The following is a 24,395-nucleotide window of genomic DNA, read 5'->3' as shown; positions in this document are numbered from 1 at the left end:
CAGCTGAATTCAAGCGAATTCCGAATTGGAATGACAAGGATAGAGACAAGTCATTTTATTTATGGTTAGGGGAAACCCTATACTGACGCCATCGACAGAAACATCTGTAGGGAGTCCCGCCATGAACAAGCCGTCCGCCACTGCCGCCGCCCGCCCTGCCGCTTCGGGCAGCCTCGCGCACACGGGCCGGATCGTGCTGCAGGCCGCCGCGCTCGGCGTGCTGTGGATGGCGGTCGACTGGGCCGTGCGCAAGGTCGGGCTGCCGATTCCGTCCGGCGTGATCGGCCTCGCGGTGCTGCTCGTGCTGCTGTTCTCGGGCCGCGTCGCACCGGCATGGGTGAAGGACGGCGCGAACTGGCTGCTGTCCGACATGCTGCTGTTCTTCGTGCCGGCCGCCGTCGCGGCCGTGCAGTACGGCGGGCTGTTCCGCGAGGACGGCTGGCGCATCGCGCTGGTGATGCTCGCCGGCACCGCGTTCGTGATGGTCGCGGTGGCCGTCGCGGTCGATCTCGCCGCGAAGCTCGAACGCCGGCTCGCCGCGCAGCGCGTATTCGCCGAACGCCGCCGCGCGCGCCTGAGCGCCGTCGCGCACTGAGCCGGAGCCGCTCATGCTCGCCGCACTAGCGAACCTGCCCGCCGACCGCGTGAATACCGCGATCTCCGTCGGCTGCTTCGTGCTGACGATCGTGCTGTATTTCGCGTCGAAGCGGCTCTATGCATACAAGAAGACGCTGCTGTTCTCGCCGCTCGTGTTCGTGCCGGGCGTGCTGGTGCTGCTCGTGCTGCTGACCGGCATCCCGTATTCGGTCTATTTCCGCGACACGCGCTGGCTGATGTGGCTGCTGGGCCCGGCGACGATCGCGTTCGCGGTGCCGATCTACGACTATCGCGACCTGATTCGCCGCCACTGGCTGTCGCTGTCGGTCGGCGTCGCGGTCGGGATCGCCGCGGGCGTGTGCGGATCGCTGCTGCTCGCGAAGCTGCTGCACCTGTCGCCCGAGCTGCAGCGCTCGCTGATGACGCGCTCGGTGTCGACGCCGTTCGCGCTCGCCGTGTCGGACAAGATCCACGCGCCGAAGGACCTCACGGCCCTCTTCGTGATCGCGACCGGTATCTGCGGGATGCTGCTCGGCGAACTGGTGCTCGCGCTCGTGCCGATGCGCACGCGGCTCGCGCGCGGTGCGCTGTTCGGCGCGGCCGCGCACGGCGTGGGCACCGCGAAGGCGCGTGAGATCGGCAGCGAGGAAGGCGTCGTGTCGAGCCTGACGATGATGATCGCGGGCGTCGCGATGGTGCTGATCGCGCCGCTGCTGTCGCTGCTGCCGATCTGACGCCCGCGCGGGCAGGCGCCGCTGCCCGCCTGCCGCGCTCCTTCCTTGTGTGACGGCCCGGGTCCCGCCGGCCGCACGCCGTCCCCCCCGCCCGATCGTTTCCGCCGCCGTTCCTGCCCCGCATCGTGCCGACATCTGGCCGACACCCGGCCGACAATCGGCTGAGATAGCCGCAATTCCCCCCTCTTTTCCGCCCATCGGCCTCGGCCCGGATGCCGAACAATGCATGCTACGAGACATCACGCACGCATTCACATGGCCACGACTGCAACCCCGACCGCCGACAAGCCGGCTTCCTCCGGCAAGTTCAAGCGCATCGCGCTCATCGCCGTCATCGCGCTGGGCGCGGCCGCCGCCGCCGCCGGCGGCATGTACGTGTTCCTGAGCAAGGCAGGCGCCGGCCATGCGAGCGCACCCGCCGAGCCGGCGCCGCTTGCCGCGCCGGTGTTCTTCGCGCTCGACCCGCTGACCGTGAACCTGCAGTCCGACGACGGCGCGCAGCACTACCTGCGCGTCGGCCTGTCGCTGAAGCTCACCGACCCGAAGGCGCAGGAGCAACTGACCGCGCGGATGCCGGAAATCCGCAGCCGGATCCTGCTCGCGCTGTCGAACAAGCATCCCGAGGAGCTCGCGACGCCGGACGGCAAACGTTCGCTCGCGAAGGAGCTGCGCGCGCTGATCGAGCAGCCGACCCAGCCGGGCAACCAGCGCGCGAAGGTCGACGAGGTGCTGTTCACCGAATTCGTCGTCCAGTAACGCGGCCGCGAAAGGAGCGCGTATGGGTCACCAGGAGTTCATGTCCCAGGAGGAGGTCGATGCCCTCCTCAAGGGCGTCACGGGCGAAACCGATGCGGTCGACGAGCAGCGCGACACATCGGGCGTCCGCCCCTACAACATCGCGACGCAGGAGCGGATCGTCCGCGGCCGGATGCCCGGCCTCGAGATCATCAACGACCGCTTCGCGCGCCTGCTGCGGATCGGCATCTTCAACTTCATGCGGCGCACGGCGGAAATCTCCGTCAGCCAGGTGAAGGTGCAGAAGTACAGCGAATTCACCCGCAACCTGCCGATCCCGACGAACCTGAACCTGGTGCACGTGAAGCCGCTGCGCGGCACGTCGCTGTTCGTGTTCGACCCGAACCTCGTGTTCTTCGTCGTCGACAACCTGTTCGGCGGCGACGGGCGCTTCCACACGCGCGTCGAGGGCCGCGATTTCACGGCCACCGAGCAGCGGATCATCGGCAAGCTGCTGAACCTCGTGTTCGAGCACTACACGACCGCGTGGAAGAGCGTGCGGCCGCTGCAGTTCGAATTCGTGCGCTCGGAGATGCACACGCAGTTCGCGAACGTCGCGACGCCGAACGAGATCGTGATCGTCACGCAGTTCTCGATCGAGTTCGGGCCGACGGGCGGCACGCTGCACATCTGCATGCCGTACTCGATGGTCGAGCCGATCCGCGACGTGCTCAGCTCGCCGATCCAGGGCGAGGCGCTCGAGGTCGACCGCCGCTGGGTGCGCGTGCTGTCGCAGCAGGTGCAGGCCGCCGAGGTCGAGCTGACCGCGAATCTCGCCGAGATCTCGTCGACGTTCGAGAAGATCCTGAACCTGCGCGCGGGCGACGTGCTGCCGCTCGAGATCGAGGACACGATCACCGCGAAGGTCGACGGCGTGCCGGTGATGGAATGCGGCTACGGAATTTTCAATGGTCAATATGCGTTGCGCGTGCAGAAGATGATCGGCGCGAGCGATTCGATGAAGGAAGGTGGATATGAGTGAGCTGAACCAGACGCCCGACGACGACATGCAGGCGATGGCCGATGCGGCCCTCGCGGCGTCGGCCGCCGACGCGAAGGCGCCGGCCGCGGCCGACGAAGAGCAGGGCCTCGACGACTGGGCGGCCGCGCTCGCCGAGCAGAATCAGCAGCCGGTGCCGGCGGGTGCGACGGGCGCCGGCGTGTTCCAGCCGCTGTCGAAGGCCGCGGCGAGCTCGACGCACAACGACATCGAGATGATCCTCGACATCCCGGTCAAGATGACCGTGGAGCTCGGCCGCACGAAGATCGCGATCCGCAACCTGCTGCAGCTCGCGCAGGGGTCGGTCGTCGAGCTCGACGGCATGGCCGGCGAGCCGATGGACGTGCTCGTGAACGGCTGCCTGATCGCGCAGGGCGAAGTCGTGGTCGTCAACGACAAGTTCGGTATTCGCCTCACCGACATCATCACGCCCGCCGAACGCATCCGGAAGCTGAATCGATGAACGTCGTGAAGCCCGGTCGGCGCGTGTGTCGCGCGATCGCAGCGGCGGCGCTTGCCGTCGCCGCATCGCTCGCGTGCACGCCGGCCGGCGCCGCCGACATGAACGCGGTGAACCACGCCGGTTCGATCGCGTCGAGCGTGACGGTCGGCTCGGCCGTGCCGTCGCTCGGCATCGGCGCGGTGCTGCAGACGCTCGTCGGGCTCGCGGTCGTGATCGGCCTCGTGTTCGCGTGCGCATGGCTCGCGCGCCGCTTCGGCTTTCAGCCCGCGCGACGCGGCGGCCCGCTGAAGGTCGTGTCGAGCGTCGGGCTCGGCGCGAAGGAAAGCGCGACGATCGTCGAGATCGGCGACACCTGGCTCGTGCTCGGCGTCGCGCCGGGCAACGTGCGCCTGCTGCATACGCTGCCGGCCGGTTCGGTGGCGACCGCGGAGTCGACCTCGACCGACGCACCCGCCGGCGGCAATCCGTCCGACGGCGCCCTGCCCGGCACGTTCGGCTCGCGTTTTCGCGACGCGCTCGCGGGCGAAGCCGCGAAACGCCTCGGTCGCGGCAAGGACCGCTGACATGGCGTCGCGCCCTCTTTCAGTCTCCGCATTCCGATGAAACACGCATTCCTGCGTCACGCGGCACGCGTCGCGCCCGTGCTGATCCTCTGTCTCGCGCCCGCGCTTGCCTGCGCGCAGGCGAACGGCCTGCCCGCGTTCAACGCGAGCCCGGGCCCGCACGGCGGCACCACCTATTCGCTGAGCGTGCAGACGATGCTGCTGCTCACGATGCTGTCGTTCCTGCCGGCGATGCTGCTGATGATGACGAGCTTCACGCGCATCATCATCGTGCTGTCGCTGCTGCGCCAGGCGCTCGGCACCGCGACGACGCCGCCGAACCAGGTGCTCGTCGGGCTCGCGATGTTCCTCACCTTCTTCGTGATGTCGCCGGTGCTCGACCGTGCGTACAACGACGGCTACAAGCCCTTCTCCGACGGCTCGATGCCGATGGAGCAGGCCGTGCAGCGCGGCGTCGCGCCGTTCAAGACCTTCATGCTGAAGCAGACCCGCGAGACCGATCTCGCGCTGTTCGCGAAGATCTCGAAGGCCGCGCCGATGCAGGGCCCCGAGGACGTGCCGCTGTCGCTGCTGGTGCCCGCGTTCGTCACGAGCGAGCTGAAGACCGGCTTCCAGATCGGTTTCACGGTGTTCATCCCGTTCCTGATCATCGACATGGTCGTCGCGAGCGTGCTGATGTCGATGGGGATGATGATGGTGTCGCCGTCCACCGTGTCGCTGCCGTTCAAGCTGATGCTGTTCGTGCTCGTCGACGGCTGGCAACTGCTGATCGGCTCGCTCGCGCAGAGCTTCAGTTAAGCGGAGGAACACGCGCGATGACGCCCGAACAAGTGATGACGCTGGCGCACCAGGCGATGATGGTGGGCCTGCTGCTCGCGGCCCCGCTGCTGCTGGTCGCGCTCGCGGTCGGCCTCGTCGTGAGCCTGTTCCAGGCCGCGACGCAGATCAACGAAGCGACGCTGTCGTTCATCCCGAAGCTGCTCGCGGTCGCCGCGACGCTCGTGATCGCCGGCCCGTGGATGCTGACGACGATGCTCGACTACCTGCGGCAGACGCTGCTGCACGTCGCGACGCTCGGCGCCGGCTGAGCGGCGCGCACCGCCCCGCGGCGATGTTCTCGGTCACCTACGCGCAGCTCAACGGCTGGCTCACGGCGTTCCTGTGGCCGTTCGTGCGGATGCTCGCGCTCGTCGCGACGGCGCCCATGGTCGGCCACGCGGCCGTGCCGGTGCGCGTGAAGATCGGCGTGGCCGCGTTCATGGCGCTGGTCGTCGCGCCGACGCTCGGCGCAATGCCGGACGTCACCGTGTTCTCCGCGCAAGGCATCTGGATCCTCGTCACGCAGTTCCTGATCGGCGTCGCGATGGGTTTCACGATGCAGCTCGTGTTCGCGGCCGTCGAAGCGGCCGGCGACTTCATCGGGCTGTCGATGGGGCTCGGCTTCGCGACCTTCTTCGATCCGCATTCGAACGGCGCGACGCCCGCGATGGGCCGGTTCCTGAACGCGGTCGCGATGCTCGCGTTCCTCGCCGTGGACGGCCACCTGCAGGTATTCGCCGCGCTCGCCGCGTCGTTCCAGTCGCTGCCGGTGTCGGGCGAGCTGCTGCACGCGCCGGGCTGGCGCACGCTTGCCGCGTTCGGCGCGACCGTGTTCGAGATGGGGCTGCTGCTGTCGCTGCCGGTGGTCGTGGCGCTGCTGATCGCGAACCTCGCGCTTGGCATCCTGAACCGCGCGGCGCCGCAGATCGGCATGTACCAGATCGGCTTTCCCGTCACGCTGATCGTCGGGCTGTTGCTCGTGCAACTGATGATCCCGAACCTCGTGCCGTTCGTGTCGCATCTGTTCGACATGGGGCTCGATGCGATGGGGCGGGTGTTGATCGGGTGGCGGTAGGCGCCCTGCCGACGCCCATAGATCTTCTTCTGCCTCATGCGGGCCGCACTTTCCTTCCGCGATTCGCCCTGCGGGCACCCCGGCATTTGATTCCGACCGTGCCCTTTTTTTCGTCCTTTCCGCAGCCGCGGCGCGCCCGCCCCATGCGACAACCGGCCCGAATCCGCTTCCAGCCCGTCCGGCGGGCGATCGCGGCCGATACCAGCACGTTCGTCCCACATCGGCGCTTGACCTGCGCCGACCGACTCGCTAGCGTTTCGGGTTTGCCCGGGCGGCCATTGCCGCCGGTGCCGTGAGCGCGCCCGACGTCCTGGCGCGCGCGGCCGGGCTCCGATGGAAAAGACGATGCAGAAACTCGATGCGGCCAGCCCGCAGGCGATGTCGACGGATTTCACCGCCGACAACGTCGCGCGCCTGAAGGCGCTGTTCCCCGAACTCGTGACCGAAGGCCCGCACGGCGCGTCGGTCGACGTCGACGTGCTGAAGGCGCTGGTCGGCGAACGCACGGTCGGCGACGCCGACGAGCGCTACGGCTTTCACTGGCACGGCAAGCGCGCCGCGCGCCAGGCCGCGCTCACGCCGTCGACGGGCACGCTGAGGCCCTGCCCCGACGACAGCGTCGCGTGGGACGACACGCGCCATCTGATGATCGAGGGCGACAACCTCGACGTGATGAAGCTGCTGCACAAGAGCTACGCCGGCAAGGTGAAGCTCGTCTACATCGACCCGCCGTACAACACCGGCAGCGATTTCGTCTATCCGGACGACTTCAGCGACAGCATCCGCCACTACCTGGCGATGACGGGCCAGACCGAAGCCGGCGTGAAGCGCAGCACCAACACCGAGGCGAACGGCCGGTTCCACACCGACTGGCTGAACATGATGTACCCGCGCCTGAAGCTCGCGCACGCGCTGCTGTCCGACGAGGGGCTGATCGCGGTGCACATCGACGAGCACGAAGTGCATGCGCTGGTCCTGATGCTGCGCGAGATCTTCGGCGAGGAAAACGAGCTCGGCGTGGCCGTGTGGGACAAGCGCAACCCGAAGGGCGACGCGCGCGGCGTCGCGTACCAGCACGAATCGCTGGTGCTGTTCGCGCGCAACGCCGAGACGCTGCTCGAACGCGCGCCGCTCAAGCGCCCGAAGCGCAACGCGCAGCGCATGCTCGACGCCGCGCACGACGCGGTGTACCGCAGCGGCAACCCGAAGGACGCGCAAAAGGCGTACCGCGCATGGATGAAGGCGCAGACCAACCTGTCCGGCGGCGAGGTGATGTACGACCGGCTGTCGGCGGAAGGCCGCGTGTACCGCCTCGTGTCGATGGCCTGGCCGAACAAGAAGAAGGCGCCGGACGAATATTTCACGCCCCTGATCCACCCGGTCACCGGCAAGCCGTGCGCGATGCCGGCGCGCGGCTGGCGCAACCCGCCCGCGACGATGCAGGCGCTGCTCGAGCGCGGCCAGATCGAATTCGGCCCGGATGAAACCACGCAGCCGCAGCGGATCTACTACCTCGACGAGAACATGTACGAGAACGTGCCGTCGGTGCTGCCGTTCGCCGGCTCCGACGACGCGCTGTTGAAGACGCTCGGCATCCCGTTCGACCTGCCGAAGCCGGTCGACTTCGCGGCGGCGGTGATCGGCTGGTGCACGCGCGGCGACGACATCGTGCTCGACTGCTTCGCCGGCTCCGGCTCGACCGGCCACGCGGTGATGCAGGTGAACGCGACCGACGGCGGCGCGCGCCGCTATATCCTCGTGCAGTTGCCCGAGGCGCTCGATCGCCGCGACAAGACGCAGACGGCGGCCGCCGATTTCTGCGCGAAGCTGAAGAAGCCGCTGACGCTCGCCGAAATCACGAAGGAACGCCTGCGCCGCGCCGCGCAGCAGGTCGCGCGCGACTATCCGGAAAGCTATGGCGACCTCGGTTTTCGCGTATACCGGCTCGACACGACCAACGTGATCGAGTGGGACCCGCGCCGCGACGATTTCGACCATGCGCTGTTCGCGTCCGTCGAACACGTGAAGACCGGCCGCACCGAGGACGACCTGCTCGCCGAGCTGACGCTCAAGCTCGGCCTCGACCTGTGCACGCCGGTCGAGCATCACCAGGTGGCCGGCAAGACGGTACACCTGATCGGCCGCGCGATCGTCGCGTGCTTCGACGCGCGCATTTCGCGCGACGACGCGGGCCCGCTCGCCGACGGCATCGTCGACCTGGTGGATGCGACTGGCGCATCGCGCGACGTCACGTGCCTGTTCCGCGACAGCGGCTTCGTCGACGACGTCGCGAAGCTCAATCTCGCCGCGCTGCTGGAACAGCACGGCGTGAAGCGCGTGCGGAGCCTGTGATGCGGCTGCATTTCGAAGCGGATCTCGACTACCAGCGCGAGGCGATCGACGCCGTTTGCGACCTGTTTCGCGGGCAGGAATCGTATCGCGGCGACTTCAGCGTACTCGCGAACGCCGCGCCCGGCACGACGGCCGCCGCGCAAGGTTCGCTCGGCTTCGCGGTATCGGAGCAAGGCGTCGGCAACCGGCTGTCGCTGACCGACGACGCGCTCGCGCGCAATCTCGCCGACGTGCAGTTGCGCGGCGGGCTGCCGCCGTCCGGCCTGCCCGGCTCGCGCGACTTTACCGTCGAGATGGAGACGGGCACCGGCAAGACCTACGTGTACCTGCGCACGATCTTCGAGCTGAACCGCCGCTACGGCTTCACGAAATTCGTGATCGTCGTGCCGTCGATCGCGATCAAGGAAGGCGTGCACAAGACGCTCTCGATCACCGAGGATCATTTCCGCGCGCTGTACGCGGGCGTGCCGTACGACTACTTCCTGTACGACTCCGCGAAGCTCGGCCAGGTGCGCCACTTCGCGGCGAGCGCGGCGATCCAGATCATGGTGATGACGGTTGCCGCGATCAACAAGAAAGAGATCAACAATCTCTACAAGGACAGCGAGAAGACCGGCGGCGAGAAGCCGATCGACCTGATCCGCGCGACGCGGCCGATCGTGATCGTCGACGAACCGCAGAGCGTCGACGGCGGGCTCGAAGGGCGCGGGCGCGAAGCGCTCGCCGCGATGGCGCCGCTCTGCACGCTGCGCTATTCGGCCACGCACGTCGACCGGCACCACATGGTGTACCGGCTCGATGCGGTCGACGCGTACGAGCGCAAGCTCGTCAAGCAGATCGAGATCGCGTCGGCGATCGTCGAGGATGCGCACAACAAGCCGTACGTGCGGCTCGTCGGCGTGTCGAACCGGCGCGGCGCGATCAGCGCGCGCGTCGAGCTCGACGTCGCGACGGCGGCCGGCGTGAAGCGCCAGATCGTGTCGGCCACCGACGGCGACGATCTCGAGCGGCTGACGAAACGCGCGCTGTACGCGGGGCTGCGGATCGGCGAAGTGCACGCGGTCAAGGGCGCCGAATACGTCGAGCTGCGCCATCCGGAAGGCGAGGCGTTTCTGTCGCTCGGCGAGGCGTTCGGCGACATCGACACGCTCGCCGTGCAGCGCGAGATGATCCGCCGCACGATCCGCGAGCATCTCGACAAGGAATTGCGCCTCGCCGAGCGCGGCGTGAAGGTGCTGTCGCTGTTCTTCGTCGATTCGGTCGAACGCTATCGCCGCTACGACGAGAACGGCGTGCCGGTAAAGGGCGACTACGCGCTGATCTTCGAAGAGGAATATGCGCGCGCGGCGCGCGTGCCGGCCTACCGTGCGCTGTTCGACGGCGTCGACGTCGCCAAGGAAGTCGAGCGCGCACACAACGGCTACTTCTCGATCGACCGCAAGGGCGGCTGGACCGACACGAGCGAAAGCAGCGCGGCGGCCCGCGAGAACGCGGAGCGCGCGTACGGCCTGATCATGCGCGAGAAGGAAGCGCTGCTGTCGTTCGACACGCCGCTGAAGTTCATCTTCTCGCACTCGGCGCTGAAGGAAGGCTGGGACAACCCGAACGTGTTCCAGATCTGCACGCTGCGCGACATCCAGACCGAGCGCGAGCGCCGCCAGACGCTCGGCCGCGGGCTGCGCCTCGCGGTCGACCAGGACGGCGAACGCGTGCGCGACCCGGGCGTGAACACGCTGACCGTGATCGCGACCGAGCGCTACGAGTCGTTCGCGGAAAACCTGCAGAAGGAAATCGAGGCCGATACGGGCATCCGTTTCGGGATCGTCGAGGAACACCAGTTCGCGGCGCTGCCGGTGCAGGAAGACGACGGCCCCGCGCATGCGCTCGGCATCGAGCTGTCGCGCGTGCTGTGGAACCATCTGCGTGAGCAGGGCTACGTCGACGCGCAGGGCAAGGTGCTCGACCGGCTGAAGGATGCGCTGCGCCAGAGCGCGCTCGTGCTGCCGGATGCGTTCGAGCGGCTGCGCGCGCCGATCGTCGCGACATTACGCAAGCTGTCGGGCCGCTTCGCGGTGCGCAACGCCGACGAGCGCCGCGCGATCGCATTGCGGCGCGATGCGTCGGGCAAGGCCGTCGTGTTCGGCGAGGAGTTTCGCGCGCTGTGGGATCGCATCCGCCACCGCACCGTGTACCGCGTCGAGTTCGACAACGCGAAGCTGGTGCGCGACTGCACGGCCGCGCTGCGCGACGCGCCGGACATCGCGCGTGCACGGCTGCAGTGGCGCAAGGCCGAGATCGACATCGGCAAGGCCGGCATCGAGGCGATCGAGGTGGCCGGCGCCGGCACGGTGCTGCTCGACGAAGGCGAATTGCCGCTGCCCGACCTGCTCACCGAGCTGCAGGACCGTACGCAGCTCACGCGCCGTTCGCTTGCGACGATCCTCGCCGACAGCGGCCGGCTTGACGATTTCCGCGTGAATCCGCAGCAGTTCATCGCGGTCGCGGCCGACGCGATCAACCGCTGCAAGCGGCTCGCGCTGGTTGCCGGCATCGCGTACCGCAAGCTCGGCGAGCGCCACGTGCATGCGCTCGAATCGTTCGAGAGCGAAGCGCTGACCGGCTACCTGCGCAACCTGCGGCTCGATGCGCACAAGTCGATCCACGAGGCAGTCGTGTGCGAGACGGACGCGGAGCGCGCATTCGCCGATGCACTCGAAGCGCACGACGACGTGAAGCTGTACGCGAAGCTGCCGGCGTGGTTCCGCGTGCAGACGCCGCTCGGCAGCTATCACCCGGACTGGGCCGTGCTCGCGGAACAGGACGGCGGCGAGCGGCTGTACTTCGTCGTCGATACGCCGAATGCCGACGGCCACGTGCCGAGCGAGCACGAGCGCGCGAAGCTCGCGTGCGGCGAAGCGCATTTCCGTGCGCTGGTCGACGGCGACGGCGCGGCGCGCTTCGTGCGGGTCACGCAGCCCGATGCGTTGTTCGAACCTGCGGCGCCGCTGGCGGGCGCCGGGCGGTAAGACGAAGGGCGGCGACGAGCCGCCCATTTTTATCGGCGTGGCTCGGCCTTTATCGATCGTGCCGAGTGCCGGCGGCGCCTGTTGCTCCGCCGGTTCTCATCTTGTCATCCGCGTGAAAGCGATCCGTATTCTCGCGGGCGGGCGCCGCGGTTACGGCTGGTTGCAAATCGGGTCGGCACGATGTTTTTACCCGCCCCGTCACGTTGCGTTTTCTCCATGAAAGAAGGGCGCCGAAGCGCCCTTCTTCTGCATTCCCTGGCCGGACTTACAGCGTGCGGCCGAATGCGTTGCGATGCGAATGATGCGTGGACGTCGACGCATGCGCGGTATGGCCATGCGCGTGCGTGTGACCACGGCCCGGCTGCGTGCCGGCGCGATCGGCGATCGTGTCGGAACGGTCGGCCGCGCGCGCGAGGCCTTTGTCGCGGTCGCCCGCGTGCATGCCGTTCGAGTTGCTCAGCGCCTGGCCGCTCATGTGGCCGCCGGACATGCCGCCCGCGTTGCCGCCCGAGCCTCCTGCGCCATGGCCGCCCCCGTTGCCCCCGCCATTGCCGCCGGCCGCCGCATGGGCGGACACCGAGCCGAGCGCGAGCAGCGCGGCCGTCAGGACGGACAGATATCGTTGCTGTTTCATCTTGTACTCCCCGGAGCGCGTTGATGTGACTGCATTGTATGAACGCGCGACATTCGCGCCGCACGACGTTGTAAATGATCGTAACGACGCGCGCGCGCCACGCATTCGTCGGATCAATCCGCGGTGTACGCGCACGCAGGAACGGCGGGAACGAAGCACCGGAGCGACGCCACGGCATCGCCCCGGTGACGAGGTCACTTACTGCGCCGGCTGCATGCCCTGCGCGGCGGCCTTGTGCTGCGCGGCCTGTTCTTGCGCGTGCTTCTTTGCCATGTGATGGCCCACGATACAGCCGCCGACCGCGCCGACCACCGCGTGGTGCCCCGCATAGTGGCCGGCCACACCGCCGGCCACCGCACCCTTCATGCAGCCCGCCGCGTGCGCGCTGCCGATCGTTGCGAGCGCAACGACAGTGGCGGCGGCACACAGCCTGATGTATCGCACGGGCATCATGTTTTCACTCTCCTGTTGCGACGATCAGATGGACCGCTTAATCCCAGCGGCCGCCACGCCAGCCACCGCGATCGCGCCACTCGTGCTCGCGCCATTCATGGCGGCGCCATTCGCGTTCGCGCCATTCGCGCTGACGCCAGCCGTCGCCGCGCCAACCGTAGTCGCGATAGCCGACCGGCGCGTACATCACCGGCGGAGGCGGCGCCACGTAGACGGGCGCCGGCGCCGTGTAGACGCCCGGCACGCCGATGCCGACCGACAGGTCGACGTGGGCCGACGCGACGCCCGAGGCTGCCAGCGCCGCTACACCGAGAACTGCACCGAGAATAAGTTTCTTGCTCATTTCGCAACTCCCTGCACGTGTCGTGCGTCATGTGACTACGGTTCGGAGTCTAGGCACCGGACGCTGACACAGGTGAAACGGGTATGCGAGACAGGTAACGGACGTTTACGGGTGCCCGCAAAGCCTGATGGAGCAAGGGAAAGGCGACGTTCCACACACCGTTGCAGCGATGCACAGGGTCGGTAAAAAGGGGGATTTTCGGCACGAAACCGGCGATCGGATCGAACCCGCCGGTGTGCACGGGGAGCGAACCGCCCTCGCCCTGCGGCGCGGGCGGCTCGCAACAGTGCGCGTTACGCGCGGATATCGTCGACGCTGCGCAACCAGTGCACGCTGAACAGGTTGTCCGCGTCGGTCCACACGGTATCGGGTGCGAACCCCGCGCGGCGTGCCATCGCGTGGAAGCCGTCGATCGTGAACTTGTGCGAGTTCTCCGTGTGGATGCGCTCGCCGGCTTCGAAGCGGAACGCGTGGCCGCGCACGTGCACGGTCTGCGCGACGTCGCTGACGAGATGCATCTCGATGCGCTGCCGCTCGCGGTCGTAGAACGCGCAGTGCGAGAACGCGTCGACGTCGAAATCCGCGCCGAGCTCCGCGTTCGCGCGCACCAGCAGGTTCAGGTTGAACTGCGCGGTCACGCCCTGCGCGTCGTTGTATGCGAGATGCAGCGTGCGCTCGTCCTTCACGAGATCGACACCCACCAGCAGGCCGCCGCCGCGCAGCAGCCGTGCGGCGTCACGCAGGAACGTGTCGGCCTCTTCCGGCGAGAAGTTGCCGATCGTCGAGCCGGGAAAGAAGCCGATGCGTCGCCGCGGCGTTTCGGTCAGCTCGGCCAGTTGCTCGGCCTTCGTGTAATCGGCCGCGAGCGGCGCGACGTCCAGCCACGGATAGGCCGCACGCAGCCGCGCGGCGGCGCCGTGCAGGTAATCGGCGGAGATGTCGACCGGCACGTAGCGCGCCGGCGCGTTCGCGTAATTGTCCGCGAACGCGTCGAGCAGCACGCGGATCTTCTCGAGCGAACCCGCGCCGAATTCGACGATGTCCGCATGCGGGCCGACGCGCCGCACGATCTCGGCCGCGCGATCGCGCAGGATGCCGAGTTCGGTGCGTGTCGGGTAGTACTCGGGGAGTTCACAGATGCGGTCGAACAGCGCGGAGCCGACCGCATCGTAGAAGTATTTCGGCGGGATGCTGCGCGGCGTACGCGACAGTCCGTCGATCAGGTCGCGCTCGAACGCGCTCGGCCGCGAATCGCGGGCGGGTTGCAGGCCACCGCTCGTGGCCGTCAGGTCAGACGTCTCGCGCAAGTCGCACCCCCGTGAATTGCCAGCGTGCCGCCGGCGGAAAGAAATTGCGGTACGTCGGCCGTTCGTGCCCGGGCGGCGTCGCGATGCTGCTGCCGCGCAGGACCTGCTGGCCGACCATGAACTTGCCGTTGTATTCGGCAGCTACCCCGGCCAGCGGCCGAAAGCCCGGATACGGCTCGTAGGACGAACGCGTCCACTGCCACACGTGCCCGAGCATCTGCCGGATCCCGTCGGCCGCGAACGCGGTTTCCCATTCGAATTCGGTCGGCAGCCGCGCGCCGGCCCATTCCGCATACGCGGCCGCCTCGTAGAAGCTCACGTGACACACCGGTGCGTCGGGCGCCAGCGGTTCGACGCCGTGCAGGCCGAAGGTGCGCCGCACGCGCGTGGCGGCCGCATCGTCGTCGTCCGGCATCCAGTACGCGGGGCCTTGCCACCCTTCCCGCTGCACGGTGGCCCAGCCGTCGGACAGCCAGAACTCGGGGCGCGTATAGCCGCCGTCGGCGACGAACGCCGCGAATTCCGCATTCGTCACGAGGCGGTTCGCGATCTCGTACGGCCGCACGAGCGCGGTGTGGCGCGGCCGTTCGTTGTCGAACGAGAACGCGTCGCCGTCGTGGCCGATCTCGACGAGGCCGCCGGGTTGAGGCAGCCAGCGCAGCGGGCCGGCGTCGCCCGCGGCGAGCGCGTCGCCGTCCGTCGCGTTATGCGGCCGGAACGCCGGCTTCAACGGGTTGCACGAGAACGCATGCAGCATGTCGGTGACGATCAGCTCCTGATGCTGCTGCTCGTGATGCAGGCCGAGCACGAGCTCGGGCGCGATCGCGTCGAGCAGCGCCGCATCGGCGCCGGCCAGCGCGCGCAGCATCGCGTCGTCGACGTATTGCCGGTACGCATGCACGTCGCCCAGCGACGGACGTGTAAGCAGCCCGCGCTGCGGCCGCGGATGGCGCGGGCCAAGCGCTTCGTAATAGGAATTGAAGAGGAACTGGAACGCGTCGTCGAACGGCGCGTAGCCGGGCACGCGGCGCATCAGCACGACGGTTTCGAAGAACCAGGTCGTATGCGCGAGATGCCATTTCGTCGGACTCGCGTCGGGCATCGACTGCACGGCCTGGTCTTCGGCGGATAGCGTCGCGGTCAACGCGACGCTATGGGCGCGCACGTCCTGGTAACGGCGCTGAAGCTGTGATGCAAGAAGGCTCATCGGTTTACCGTTCACGTCGCGATTCGCTGCGTTGCGTTGCCGGAAAAGGGAAAGCCTTGCGCTGGGATGCGCGCGGCTGACGGGCGATTTGCTGCTGCGTCGTCGGGCAGCCGGCGCGCGCGCCGGGCCGCTCATGCGGCTTCACTTCATCTGCCCGTGCAGAACAGTATGGTCCAGAAATGTGAACGTCGCGAATCGGATTTCGGATGAAACGAAGGCGAAAGAAAAATGAAAGCATTCATGACGTCGGCACGCGTAAGTAATGAACCGTCGGCGCCCTTCGTAGCGGGGCTGGCCGGCAAACGCAATACGCGTGCCCGCGGCCGCGCCCTACTGACGTCCGGTGACAGCCGCTCGGCATGCGTGAAAGGTCGATGGCGCGCATGCGCCGCAGGAGCGGCGTCAGGCGGCCGATTCGTCAGTCGATATCGCGACCTTCTTGGTGCGCCGCTCAACGGCTCCGTCCTTCGCTTGCCGTCGCTTTCTTCTCCGGCCGTAAAAAATTTTCTGCGTCGATGTCACACGCGCGGGGTGCTCGCTCGTCATATCGGCGGAACCCACACGAAAGGAGAAGCAACATGACTGCGAAACTCAATCCGTTTGCCGCCGCCCCCACGCTGATGAAGCAGTGGATGACCGTGTCGGTGGCCGCCGCCGGGAGCCTCGAGCCGACGCTGATCGAGCTGGTCAAGATCCGCGCGTCGCAGATCAACGCGTGCGCGAACTGCCTTAACATGCACACCGTCGAGGCGCGCGAGCAAGGCGAGACCGAGCAGCGCATCTACCTGCTGTCCGCGTGGCGCGAAGCGCCCTGCTACACCGACCGCGAGCGCGCGGCGCTGGGCTGGACCGAGGCGCTCACGCGGCTGTCGGAGGGCCACGCGGCGCACGAAGCGGCCTATGCGGCGCTGAACGACCATTTCAGCGAAGAGGAACAGGTGAAACTCACGGTGATGATCAACGTGATCAACGGCTGGAACCGGCTCGCCGTCGGCTTCGGGTTATGGGTCGACCCGGCCGACGCGAAGGCCGCCGCCGCGAAGATGGTGGCTTGATGCCGAACCTCGACCCGGCCAGCGGCCGCGCCGACGAACGGGCCGACGCCGCGGCGAGCTTCGATCCGCTGCGTCGCACGCTGATCCGCGTCGCGTACCGGATGCTCGGCTCCGTCGCGGATGCCGAGGACATGGTGCAGGAGGCGTTCATCCGCTGGATGAACGTCGACCGCACCGAGGTGCGCGTGCCCGAGGCGTTCCTGCGCCGCATGGTGATGCGCATGTGCGTCGATCAACTGAAGTCCGCGCGACACCAGCGCGAAACCTATATCGGCCCGTGGTTGCCCGAGCCGGTCGTCGAGGAAGACGAACAGGACGATGTCACGCTGCCGCTGCTGCTCGCGCTCGAACGGCTGTCGCCGCTCGAACGTGCGGCGTTCCTGCTGCACGATGTGTTCGGCGTCGAATTCGACGAAGTGGCCACGACGATCCAGCGCGACCCGGCCGCATGCCGGCAGCTCGCCGCGCGGGCCCGCACGCACGTGCGCGAGGCGCGACCGCGTTTTCATGTGGAGAAGCAGCGCGGGATCGAACTCGCCGAAGCGTTCTTCGCGGCGTCACGCAGCGGCGACATGCGCGCGCTCGGCGCGATGCTCGCCGAGGACGTGAGCCTGCATTCGGACGGCGGCGGCAAGCGCACGGCGGCCGGCAAGCCGGTGTTCGGCTTCGAGCTGGTGATGCGGGTGCACGCATACCTGGCCGAGTTGTTTGCCACGCATGCGTCGAAGCTCGTGCGGGCCGGGTTCATCAACGGGTTGCCCGGTTTCGTCACGCTGGAAGCCGACGGCGAGCTGCAGACGACGGCGCTCGAGATCGACGACGGGAAGATCGTCGCGATCTATGTCGTGCGGAATCCTGACAAATTGAAGCATCTGCATTGAGGGCGGTGCAAGCGTGTGCCGTATGCGATGTGGATGCATGGCGACGGCGCCGTCCGCCCTCTTCGTTCTGCGCTGCGTGGCCGATTGCCGGCTATCGCGATCAATACGTCGCGCCTCCGACGTTGCCGATCATGTACAGCAGTACGCCGAGCAGCGGCGTCGCGACGGCGAAACCGGCCGCTGCCAGCCAGTTCGTGCCGCCTTGCGCCTCGAGCAGCGCGAGAAACGATTCGCGAGACGTCGCGTGCGGGCGCAGTTTTTCGATCTGGCGTTCGACGTATCGCTTGTAGAGGCTGTTCCCGCACCAGCCGAGCGAGACCGCGATCCCGATGGTGATCGGGTCGAGCGTGCTCGATTCGAAGTATGTCGGGAAGTACAGCAACTCGACCAGCGTGATGCCCAGCGTGACGGCGAGCACGACGGCCGCCTGCCAGTACATGCATCGATACGCCATCCAGGCCGGGCCCAGGAAGCACGCGGCCCAGTTCCACGATTGCCGGCTCTTGCGCGAGTCGGCGATCGCCCATTTTCGTTCGTACCAGGCGGCCTTCGTGCCGACGTAAGCGGCGATTTCGTCGTTGCTCGCGGATGAAGCGGCGGTCGTGGCCTCGGACATGATCGTGTGCTCTCAGTTGCGCGGATTGCGCGTCGTTGTTTTGATGCGGTGGAAGTCGGGTGACGGGCGATGCCGCCGCGTCGATGCGCACACGATTCTACGCGCCGCGCAGCGGCAGCTGTGTGGCGAATCGGAGGTTGATGACGATGCGATGCCGGGCCGTGACTCGCGCAACGCATCGGGGCTTCATGCGTTGTTTCGGACCGGAAAAGAAAAACGCCACGCGAGGTTGCCGCGTGGCGTTTGTATGTTGGCGAGCCGCGTTGCCTGTAGGCAAGTTGTGCTGCCGGACCCCTTCATTTTGTTCGTTGGTAGGCTCGATTGGATTCGAACCAACGACCCCCACCATGTCAAGGTGGTGCTCTAACCAACTGAGCTACGAGCCTAAGAAGCCGCGAATTATAGAGAGGGTTTTGGGGGAGCACAAGCCCCTTCGTCAAAATTTTTCGAATCGGCGTGCGCGGTGGCTCGCGATCGACGTGGCCTGGCGATGCGGGCACGCTGAAGCTTCATTTGTTTGCATCACAGGAAAACGCGTCGATGTGCTGTGGTGTTATCCACATTACCCTCTGGATAACCGTCCGGGAACGCTCTGGATTCACAGTGGAACGATTGAGGATATGTCGGCGCGGCTGTGAATCGACGAAAAGTTGTTCTGTGCTGCCGGACGCTGTTCACGTCGCACACCCAGGGTTATGCATTTCGGTTCGCGTTGAAAATTCAGTGCGTTACAGAGGTTATCCACTGTGGGGCACAGGGTTTGTTAACTATCACTACGTATATATACGAACCCTGTTAACACCTTTGGATAAGCACAGTCCGTCGACTGTGATCCGTGCGGGATATGCACTGCGTGCAGCGCGCGGACAACCGAAGCGGAATGCTGTGAAGCTTCGAGCGATACGTGAGCCTTCATGTCTGTAGAATCGCCGGCACTGTGTTGCCGCTACACGGGCGAGCGATTCGACGTGAAGTTCGATCTCGGCTACGGGGAGTGTCGAACGTGTCGGGCAACTCTCCGACGAAAACATCGACGCGATCGTCGGATGGCTCGCCGCGGTGTGAGCCGGATGAACTGACAGGCACAGGGACATGACCGATTCCTTGACTGCACTGCAGCGCTGGTACGAACCATCACTGCGATGACGTGTGGGAACACGTGCACGGCATCGAGATCGCCACGCTCGACGGCATGTCATCCGGCAAGGCGATCAACCCGGCGATCGAGGGACACGATGAAATCGAAGCAGGACGAGGGCGCCACAAGCGCTACCCGCAACCGGAGGCGCTGATGGAACCGCTCGTTTGCCATCGACACGGCTTCGATGACGCGAATCCGCTTGGGACGTCGATGAAGGATGTCGTCTTTCCGGAAACCGGCGAGATTCTCAGCGTCTGTCTGACCAGGTGACTTCGGAAGCGATGAAGGAACGCGCGGCCTTCATATGTGGATAACCGCGGCACAAAACGATGCGAAACGCTGTGCTGGCAAAAGGTGAGCGTTTGCACGGATCACAAGCTGGGTCCGGATCTCGGCGAATCATGACCTAGATAAGCCGCTCAGAATGTTTCGGCACGCGACTGGACGGAGAGAGGCAAGCCTTGAGAATTGGGTGCATGCGAAACGTACATCGGGGTTCGTGCGCTTGCCGACGGCGCGTATGTGGACAACCCGCACGCCCAACCAGTCGAATCGCTGTGCGCCGGACAGGTGAGCGCCATGCATTCGACCATGCGAATCAACTCGAACGCCGTGTGGATATCGATCAGCCAAGGCACTCGAAATTCTGTGCATTCAATGGGTGAGGGTACGGGAATTCGGTGAGGGCGTTCGCGTGACCTCACGGGGCGTGGATATCGCGCTTCCATTCAACTCGACGCCACGATTTCCCGGTGCGGTTCAAACGCCGACTCGGCTGGCGTCGCGAGAGAAGGCGGCATAGGGCAGGACAAAGTCGCCCGGCGAGGATGATCGTTCGCTATGCTGCCGGTGACAACGCATCGATTCCATCATCCGATACACATGGGCACAACAGCACGGACCATTCTCAAAGCCATTCTGAGCATCCCCATTGCCTTTGGGCTCGCCTATCCCCTTGTCTATCCCTCCGAAGACGGCGGCGTTCTCGGTGAAATAGCAGTGCTTGGGCCAATCGGAAGCATCGTCGTCATCGCGGTTTTCCTGGCTCTGGTCTATGCCTACGCGAGCGACCTCAGGACTATCCTGAAATCGGTCAGCCGGGGATCGCGTGTGGCCGAACCCAACAGCGTCTGGCTGATGTTCCTCTTGCCCTACAACTTCATCGAGGACTTCTTCATTATTTCCAACGTCGCGAAGTCCCTGGAAGCGGAGTCTCGTATCAATCCGGCGCTGTCGGGTTTGCGCTCGTTCGGCCGGATCAGCGGCATCGGGTGGTGTGCTGCCCAGGTTCTTTCGTTGATACCCAATATCATTGGCTCCATCGCCGGCGGCGTCGCGGTTTTCCTCTGGGTTTGGCACTGGGTGTTTGTGCGCCGAACGAACAAGATGCTTGCCGGCAGCCGGGTCTCCGTGGCGACTCTACCTGGACGGACAGGATCGTAGCCCGCCTTGGAAGCCAGATCGCTTACCCGTGATCGATGTGGAAATCCCGTTCAGCGACGACTCGAAACCCTGTGATTCCAAAGGTGAGGGCGCCGGCGCGGCCCGATGTGCATAACAGCCGGGGAAAGTCAGTCGAAACGCTGTGCATGCGAATGGTGAGCGGGCCCCGTTCAAGCCCGTCGGGCCGCCCCACAAAAGCCGCTGGCGGCCGCCACCCACCGCCAACCGGGCGCGCATCCTACCGCTTCAAGTCTGCTGATCGAGCGCCTGCACCACTGCCTTCTCGCCAAGACTCCCGGCCGGCCCGACCACCGCATAGTTGAGCCCATTCACCGACCCATACCGCGCGAGCAGCGCGCCATCCACGCGTTGCCCGTTCGGCAGCAGCCGATGTCCCGATTCCGCCGGCCGGAGATAGAAGCTCAGCGTCCGTCCCGCATCATCCTCATAGAGCACCATTGCAGCAGTCGCCCCGCTGTCCGTCGTGAACAGCCGCCCACCGACCGGCCTGAACCCCGCCGCGCTCAAATCCGGCAGCTTCGCCGATGCGCCCACGCCTTTGGTGAGCCACCCTTGCAAATCGCCCGCACCGGTCGGCCGGTAATCGACCTTGGCCGTCCGATCGACCACCATCATCTGATAAGCCTTGACCGCATCGCTCATCGGCGCGATGGGCGGCGCCGCGTTCCACCCGCGCGCCTGCCATCCGCCGAACGTGCCGAGCCCGACGCAGAACACGAACGAAGCCGCCATCGCGAACCGCATCCGCGCGCGCTCGGCCCGTCGGCCACGAATCGCGGCCGGATCCAGCGCGGGGTTGTCCGCCGGCATCCGCACGCTTTCCAGCGCGGCCCGCAGCCGCTGCGCGTCTTGCTGCCATTGCTTCACCTGTTCGGCGCGCGTCGGATGCAGCGCGAGATAGCGCTCGACCGCGGCACGCGCATCGTCGTCGAGCTGGCCGTCGACATAGGCCTGAAGGTCGTGTTCGTTCGGAGGCGTGTTCATTTCTTCATCAATCGGAGAGAAGGAGCAGGAAGTTCGCCGTCGCTGAGCTGGCGCAGCGCCTGGCGCGCGCGGGAGAGCCGAGACATCACGGTGCCGATCGGCACCTCGAGCAGGTCGGCGACTTCCTGATAGGTGAAGCCCTCGACCGCGACGAGCAGCAGCAGGCTGCGCTGCTCGTCCGAGAGCCGGCCGAACGCTTCGAGCGTCGCGCGCGCCGCGAATTCGCGTTCGGCGGACGGCCAATGCGCTTCGTCGTCGTCGCGGATGCGGCCGAGCAGCCACGCGTAGCGCTTCGCGCTGCGTTTGCCATCGAGAAATTGCCGGTACAGGATCGTGAAGAGCCAGCTGCGCAGCGACGCGTCGTCGCGACGGCTCGTCCAGCGCGACAGCGCGCGCTCGAGCGTCGACTGGACGAGATCGTCGGCCGCGTGGACGTCGCGCGCCAGCCAGAGCGCGAAGCGTCGCAGCCGGGGGATGAGTTCGCGCAATGCTTCGTCGTCGGGGGCGGTGGAGGGCATGGCCGGGCCGGTTGCCGAAAGGGTTGTAGATGCCGCGTAGGACGCCGGCCGGCATCGGTTATTCCCTCCAGCATACGAAAAAATTTCTCGTGGAATAAAGCGGCGTGGGCGGCGTCCTACACGCGTTCGACAATGATCTGACGATCGGGAGTGCATTCATGAAGCAATCTTCTTCTTCGCCGCAGCGCGAGCCCGGGCGGGGCGGGTGGCGCTGGGCCGTGATCGGCGGCGCGGTGGCCGGCATGGCCGTGGCGTTCGGATATGCCGGCGGGTGGCTCGCGCCGGCGCGTCTGACCCCGCACCGGCTCGTCGACGCGCTGCAGACCAACAGCGGCATCCATCCCGGCTACCGGCGTAATCACGCGAAGGGCGTGTGCGTGACCGGCTACTTCGAAGGCAACGGCGCCGCGAGCGCGTATTCGGTCGCGCCGTTCTTCAAGGCGGTGCGTACGCCGGTGGTCGGGCGTTTCGCGTTGCCGGGCGGGAATCCTTATGCGCCGGACAGTAGCGTACCGATCCGCAGCCTCGCGTTGAAGCTCACTGCGCCGGACGGCGAGCAATGGCGGACCGGGATGAACGCGATGCCGGTGTTTCCGGTCGCGACGCCGCAGGCGTTCTACGAACAGACGCTCGCGACCCGGCCCGATCTGAAGACGGGCAAGCCCGATCCGGCGAAGGTGAAGGCGTTTTTCGGCGCACATCCGGAAGCGGGCGCGTTCCTGCAATGGGTGAAGGGTGCGAAGCCGAGCGCGAGCTACGTCACCGAAAGCTATTACGGGCTGAACGCGTTCTACTTCGTCGACGCGGCCGGCAAGCGTCAGGCGGTGCGGTGGCGCGTCGTGCCGGAGCAGACGGCGGGCGCCGGCGACGTCGCGACGGCCGCGGATCCGAACGTGCTGCAGCAGGACGTGACGCAGCGCATCGCGGCCGGCCCGCAGAAGTGGAAGTTGCTGGTCACGCTGGCGGAGCCCGGCGACCCGGTGGACGACGCGACGAAGGTCTGGCCCGCGCAGCGCACGACGATCGATGCGGGCACGCTCGTGCTCGATCGCGTGGAGGCGCAGGACAGCGGCCCGTGCCGCGACGTGAACTACGACCCGACGGTGCTGCCGCAGGGGATTCAGGTGTCGGGCGATCCGTTGCTGGCCGCGCGTTCGGCCGCGTATGCGGATTCGTATCTGCGGCGCACGAGTGAAGAGGCCGGCGTGGCAGGCGTGGCGCGAGTGAGTGGGGAGGGACGGTGATGAAGGCTTCGACGACGTTTAGTTTGCCGGCGCGGGTGCTGCATTGGGTGATGGCCGCGATGATTCTCGCGATGCTGTTCATCGGAGTGGGGATGGTGGCGTCGGTTTCCGGGCGACATGAGATCCTGGTGGCGATTCACAAGCCGCTGGGCGTGGCCGTACTGGTGCTGGTGTGTGTGCGGATCGTGGTGCGGATGCTGTCGAAGCCGCCGGCGTTGCCCGACGATCTGCCGTGGTGGCAGAAGGCGGCGGCGCATGGGTCGCATCTCGTGCTGTATGCGCTGATGGTGGCGATGCCGCTGATCGGCTGGGCGATGCTGTCGGCGGGCGGGTATCCGGTGACGCTGGGCGGCGGCGTACAACTGCCGGCGCTGGTGGCGGCTGATCCGGTGACGTTCGCCTGGCTCCGGGTTGCACATCGCGTGCTGGCCTATCTCTTCTTCCTGACGTTCCTCGCGCACTTTGCCGCGGCGCTGTATCACGGGCTGATTCGGCGGGACGGCGTGGTGAGGGCGATGGTGGGGCGGTAATCGACGGACGGTTGTGTTCGATACGGCGGGGCAGTTCACGGGCGACCGAGGCTGCGCCTGCCGTGTCGCCTCCTATATATGAGCGCCAGGAAGGGCTCAACGGTCCCCGCCATAGCACGTCAAAAATATTTCACAAAAGGGGTTGCGGAGACCGGGGCGGATGCATAGAATCACGCCTCTTTCGCGCTAACGGAAACGCAGCGCGGGGGAAGAAGAGGGAAGCGGTGCTGTTGAAGTCGGTTTTATCGATTCCAGTGCACGCGAAATTAAACCGCAGTCGTCGCAACGAAGTAGTTAAAAAAGTTGTTGACGAGTCTCAAAAAACGGTTGATAATCTCGCTTCTCTGCTGCTGAAAACGCAGCGCTGCCGGGAAACACGAAGTTCCTCGCAGAATGCTCTTTAAAAATTAACAGCCGATAAGTGTGGGCGCTTGATGGTAGCGAGCTGATCCTCGGATCAGAAAGCGAAAGTATCAAGAGTCTCACACTAAAGTAAGTCAGGTTTATGAAGTGATTCATATTCCTGTCAGCTTTGAGTGAGCGACCGGTTCTTAACCGAACCGAAAACAGTAACAGGTTTGAACTGAAGAGTTT

The 24,395-nt window shown here is 66.3% G+C and carries 25 protein-coding genes and 1 tRNA gene; 17 read left to right on the top strand and 9 right to left on the bottom strand.

From position 1 onward, the window contains the following. Positions 1–121: 121 nt before the first annotated feature. The 11 genes from CFB81_RS00140 to CFB81_RS00090 all read left to right on the top strand — a co-directional run bounded on the left by CFB81_RS00140 (position 122) and on the right by CFB81_RS00090 (position 11,424). Positions 122–595 carry a CidA/LrgA family protein gene (locus CFB81_RS00140; protein ID WP_069618811.1) on the top strand — a complete coding sequence of 158 codons (474 nt, stop codon included), beginning with the start codon at positions 122–124 and terminating at the stop codon, positions 593–595. Positions 596–608: 13 nt separating this feature from the next. Then, on the top strand, positions 609–1,331 hold the full coding sequence (locus CFB81_RS00135; RefSeq protein ID WP_089434319.1) for an LrgB family protein: 723 nt from the start codon (positions 609–611) through the stop codon (positions 1,329–1,331). Positions 1,332–1,586: 255 nt separating this feature from the next. Further along, positions 1,587–2,087, top strand: coding sequence for a flagellar basal body-associated protein FliL (fliL, locus tag CFB81_RS00130; RefSeq protein ID WP_089434318.1), 501 nt, complete (start codon positions 1,587–1,589; stop codon positions 2,085–2,087). A gap of 22 nt (positions 2,088–2,109) precedes the next feature. Beyond that, positions 2,110–3,108 carry a flagellar motor switch protein FliM gene (gene fliM, locus CFB81_RS00125; RefSeq protein WP_069618814.1) on the top strand — a complete coding sequence of 333 codons (999 nt, stop codon included), beginning with the start codon at positions 2,110–2,112 and terminating at the stop codon, positions 3,106–3,108. After that, complete coding sequence (gene fliN / locus CFB81_RS00120) at positions 3,101–3,589, top strand: flagellar motor switch protein FliN (RefSeq protein ID WP_069618815.1); 489 nt, start codon at positions 3,101–3,103, stop codon at positions 3,587–3,589. Before fliM ends, fliN begins: the two co-directional genes overlap by 8 nt. Continuing rightward, on the top strand, positions 3,586–4,152 hold the full coding sequence (fliO, locus tag CFB81_RS00115) for a flagellar biosynthetic protein FliO (RefSeq protein ID WP_069618816.1): 567 nt from the start codon (positions 3,586–3,588) through the stop codon (positions 4,150–4,152). Before fliN ends, fliO begins: the two co-directional genes overlap by 4 nt. 36 nt (positions 4,153–4,188) lie before the next feature. Next, positions 4,189–4,950: a flagellar type III secretion system pore protein FliP gene (fliP, locus tag CFB81_RS00110; RefSeq protein WP_069618817.1), complete on the top strand. Its 762-nt coding sequence runs from the start codon at positions 4,189–4,191 to the stop codon at positions 4,948–4,950. A gap of 17 nt (positions 4,951–4,967) precedes the next feature. Beyond that, positions 4,968–5,240: a flagellar biosynthesis protein FliQ gene (fliQ, locus tag CFB81_RS00105; protein ID WP_006401718.1), complete on the top strand. Its 273-nt coding sequence runs from the start codon at positions 4,968–4,970 to the stop codon at positions 5,238–5,240. 23 nt (positions 5,241–5,263) lie between these two features. After that, entirely contained in the window at positions 5,264–6,046 is a 783-nt protein-coding gene (fliR, locus tag CFB81_RS00100) for a flagellar biosynthetic protein FliR (protein ID WP_089434317.1), read from the top strand. A gap of 333 nt (positions 6,047–6,379) precedes the next feature. Next, positions 6,380–8,398: a site-specific DNA-methyltransferase gene (locus CFB81_RS00095; RefSeq protein ID WP_089434316.1), complete on the top strand. Its 2,019-nt coding sequence runs from the start codon at positions 6,380–6,382 to the stop codon at positions 8,396–8,398. Next, positions 8,398–11,424, top strand: a complete 3,027-nt coding sequence (locus CFB81_RS00090; protein ID WP_089434315.1) for a type III restriction-modification system endonuclease — start codon at positions 8,398–8,400, stop codon at positions 11,422–11,424. Before CFB81_RS00095 ends, CFB81_RS00090 begins: the two co-directional genes overlap by 1 nt. 265 nt (positions 11,425–11,689) lie before the next feature. Here the strand turns inward: CFB81_RS00090 and CFB81_RS00085 are convergent, their stop codons facing one another. The 5 genes from CFB81_RS00085 to egtB all read right to left on the bottom strand — a co-directional run bounded on the left by CFB81_RS00085 (position 11,690) and on the right by egtB (position 15,368). Continuing rightward, positions 11,690–12,058, bottom strand: a complete 369-nt coding sequence (locus CFB81_RS00085; protein ID WP_006477219.1) for a hypothetical protein — start codon at positions 12,056–12,058, stop codon at positions 11,690–11,692. Between the two features lie 198 nt (positions 12,059–12,256). Next, a complete protein-coding gene (locus tag CFB81_RS00080) occupies positions 12,257–12,511 on the bottom strand; it encodes a hypothetical protein (RefSeq protein WP_069618822.1) in 255 nt (84 codons plus the stop codon). 37 nt (positions 12,512–12,548) lie between these two features. Further along, on the bottom strand, positions 12,549–12,854 hold the full coding sequence (locus tag CFB81_RS00075; RefSeq protein WP_069618823.1) for a hypothetical protein: 306 nt from the start codon (positions 12,852–12,854) through the stop codon (positions 12,549–12,551). A gap of 293 nt (positions 12,855–13,147) precedes the next feature. Further along, positions 13,148–14,161: an L-histidine N(alpha)-methyltransferase gene (gene egtD / locus CFB81_RS00070; protein ID WP_089434314.1), complete on the bottom strand. Its 1,014-nt coding sequence runs from the start codon at positions 14,159–14,161 to the stop codon at positions 13,148–13,150. Next, a complete protein-coding gene (gene egtB, locus CFB81_RS00065) occupies positions 14,145–15,368 on the bottom strand; it encodes an ergothioneine biosynthesis protein EgtB (protein ID WP_089434313.1) in 1,224 nt (407 codons plus the stop codon). Before egtB ends, egtD begins: the two co-directional genes overlap by 17 nt. A gap of 578 nt (positions 15,369–15,946) precedes the next feature. On the opposite strand from egtB, the gene CFB81_RS00055 reads away from it, so the two are divergent. Further along, a complete protein-coding gene (locus CFB81_RS00055; RefSeq protein WP_089434312.1) occupies positions 15,947–16,423 on the top strand; it encodes a carboxymuconolactone decarboxylase family protein in 477 nt (158 codons plus the stop codon). Further along, positions 16,423–17,304, top strand: coding sequence for a sigma-70 family RNA polymerase sigma factor (locus CFB81_RS00050; RefSeq protein ID WP_089434417.1), 882 nt, complete (start codon positions 16,423–16,425; stop codon positions 17,302–17,304). Before CFB81_RS00055 ends, CFB81_RS00050 begins: the two co-directional genes overlap by 1 nt. Positions 17,305–17,404: 100 nt before the next feature. Here the strand turns inward: CFB81_RS00050 and CFB81_RS00045 are convergent, their stop codons facing one another. Continuing rightward, positions 17,405–17,920, bottom strand: a complete 516-nt coding sequence (locus CFB81_RS00045; protein ID WP_089434311.1) for a DUF2628 domain-containing protein — start codon at positions 17,918–17,920, stop codon at positions 17,405–17,407. A 309-nt stretch (positions 17,921–18,229) separates the two neighbouring features. After that, positions 18,230–18,306 (bottom strand) — tRNA-Val (locus CFB81_RS00040). 773 nt (positions 18,307–19,079) lie between these two features. On the opposite strand from CFB81_RS00040, the gene CFB81_RS00035 reads away from it, so the two are divergent. Together CFB81_RS00035 and CFB81_RS00030 are read left to right on the top strand one after the other, a co-directional pair. Then, positions 19,080–19,331, top strand: a complete 252-nt coding sequence (locus CFB81_RS00035) for a hypothetical protein (protein WP_143328550.1) — start codon at positions 19,080–19,082, stop codon at positions 19,329–19,331. Between the two features lie 570 nt (positions 19,332–19,901). Further along, the gene (locus tag CFB81_RS00030; RefSeq protein WP_089434309.1) at positions 19,902–20,504 is read left to right on the top strand and encodes a hypothetical protein; all 603 of its coding nucleotides are present in this window, start codon (positions 19,902–19,904) and stop codon (positions 20,502–20,504) included. Between the two features lie 246 nt (positions 20,505–20,750). Here CFB81_RS00030 and CFB81_RS00025 read toward each other — a convergent pair whose 3' ends face one another. Beyond that, positions 20,751–21,509 (bottom strand): anti-sigma factor, encoded by a 759-nt coding sequence (locus CFB81_RS00025; RefSeq protein ID WP_089434308.1) that lies wholly within the window; start codon positions 21,507–21,509, stop codon positions 20,751–20,753. Beyond that, positions 21,506–22,027: a sigma-70 family RNA polymerase sigma factor gene (locus CFB81_RS00020; protein WP_089434307.1), complete on the bottom strand. Its 522-nt coding sequence runs from the start codon at positions 22,025–22,027 to the stop codon at positions 21,506–21,508. Before CFB81_RS00020 ends, CFB81_RS00025 begins: the two co-directional genes overlap by 4 nt. Positions 22,028–22,185: 158 nt before the next feature. Between CFB81_RS00020 and CFB81_RS00015 the strand changes: the two genes are divergently transcribed. Both CFB81_RS00015 and CFB81_RS00010 read left to right on the top strand, forming a co-directional pair. Beyond that, positions 22,186–23,271 carry a catalase family peroxidase gene (locus CFB81_RS00015; RefSeq protein ID WP_089434416.1) on the top strand — a complete coding sequence of 362 codons (1,086 nt, stop codon included), beginning with the start codon at positions 22,186–22,188 and terminating at the stop codon, positions 23,269–23,271. After that, positions 23,271–23,801 (top strand): cytochrome b, encoded by a 531-nt coding sequence (locus tag CFB81_RS00010; RefSeq protein ID WP_179235886.1) that lies wholly within the window; start codon positions 23,271–23,273, stop codon positions 23,799–23,801. The genes CFB81_RS00015 and CFB81_RS00010 overlap by 1 nt, the downstream gene beginning before the upstream one ends. Positions 23,802–24,395 lie beyond the last annotated feature (594 nt).

The sequence above is a fragment of the Burkholderia sp. AU28863 genome, assembly GCF_002223195.1.
GTDB lineage: Bacteria > Pseudomonadota > Gammaproteobacteria > Burkholderiales > Burkholderiaceae > Burkholderia > Burkholderia sola.
This window is presented reverse-complemented; position numbering and strand designations above follow the sequence as displayed.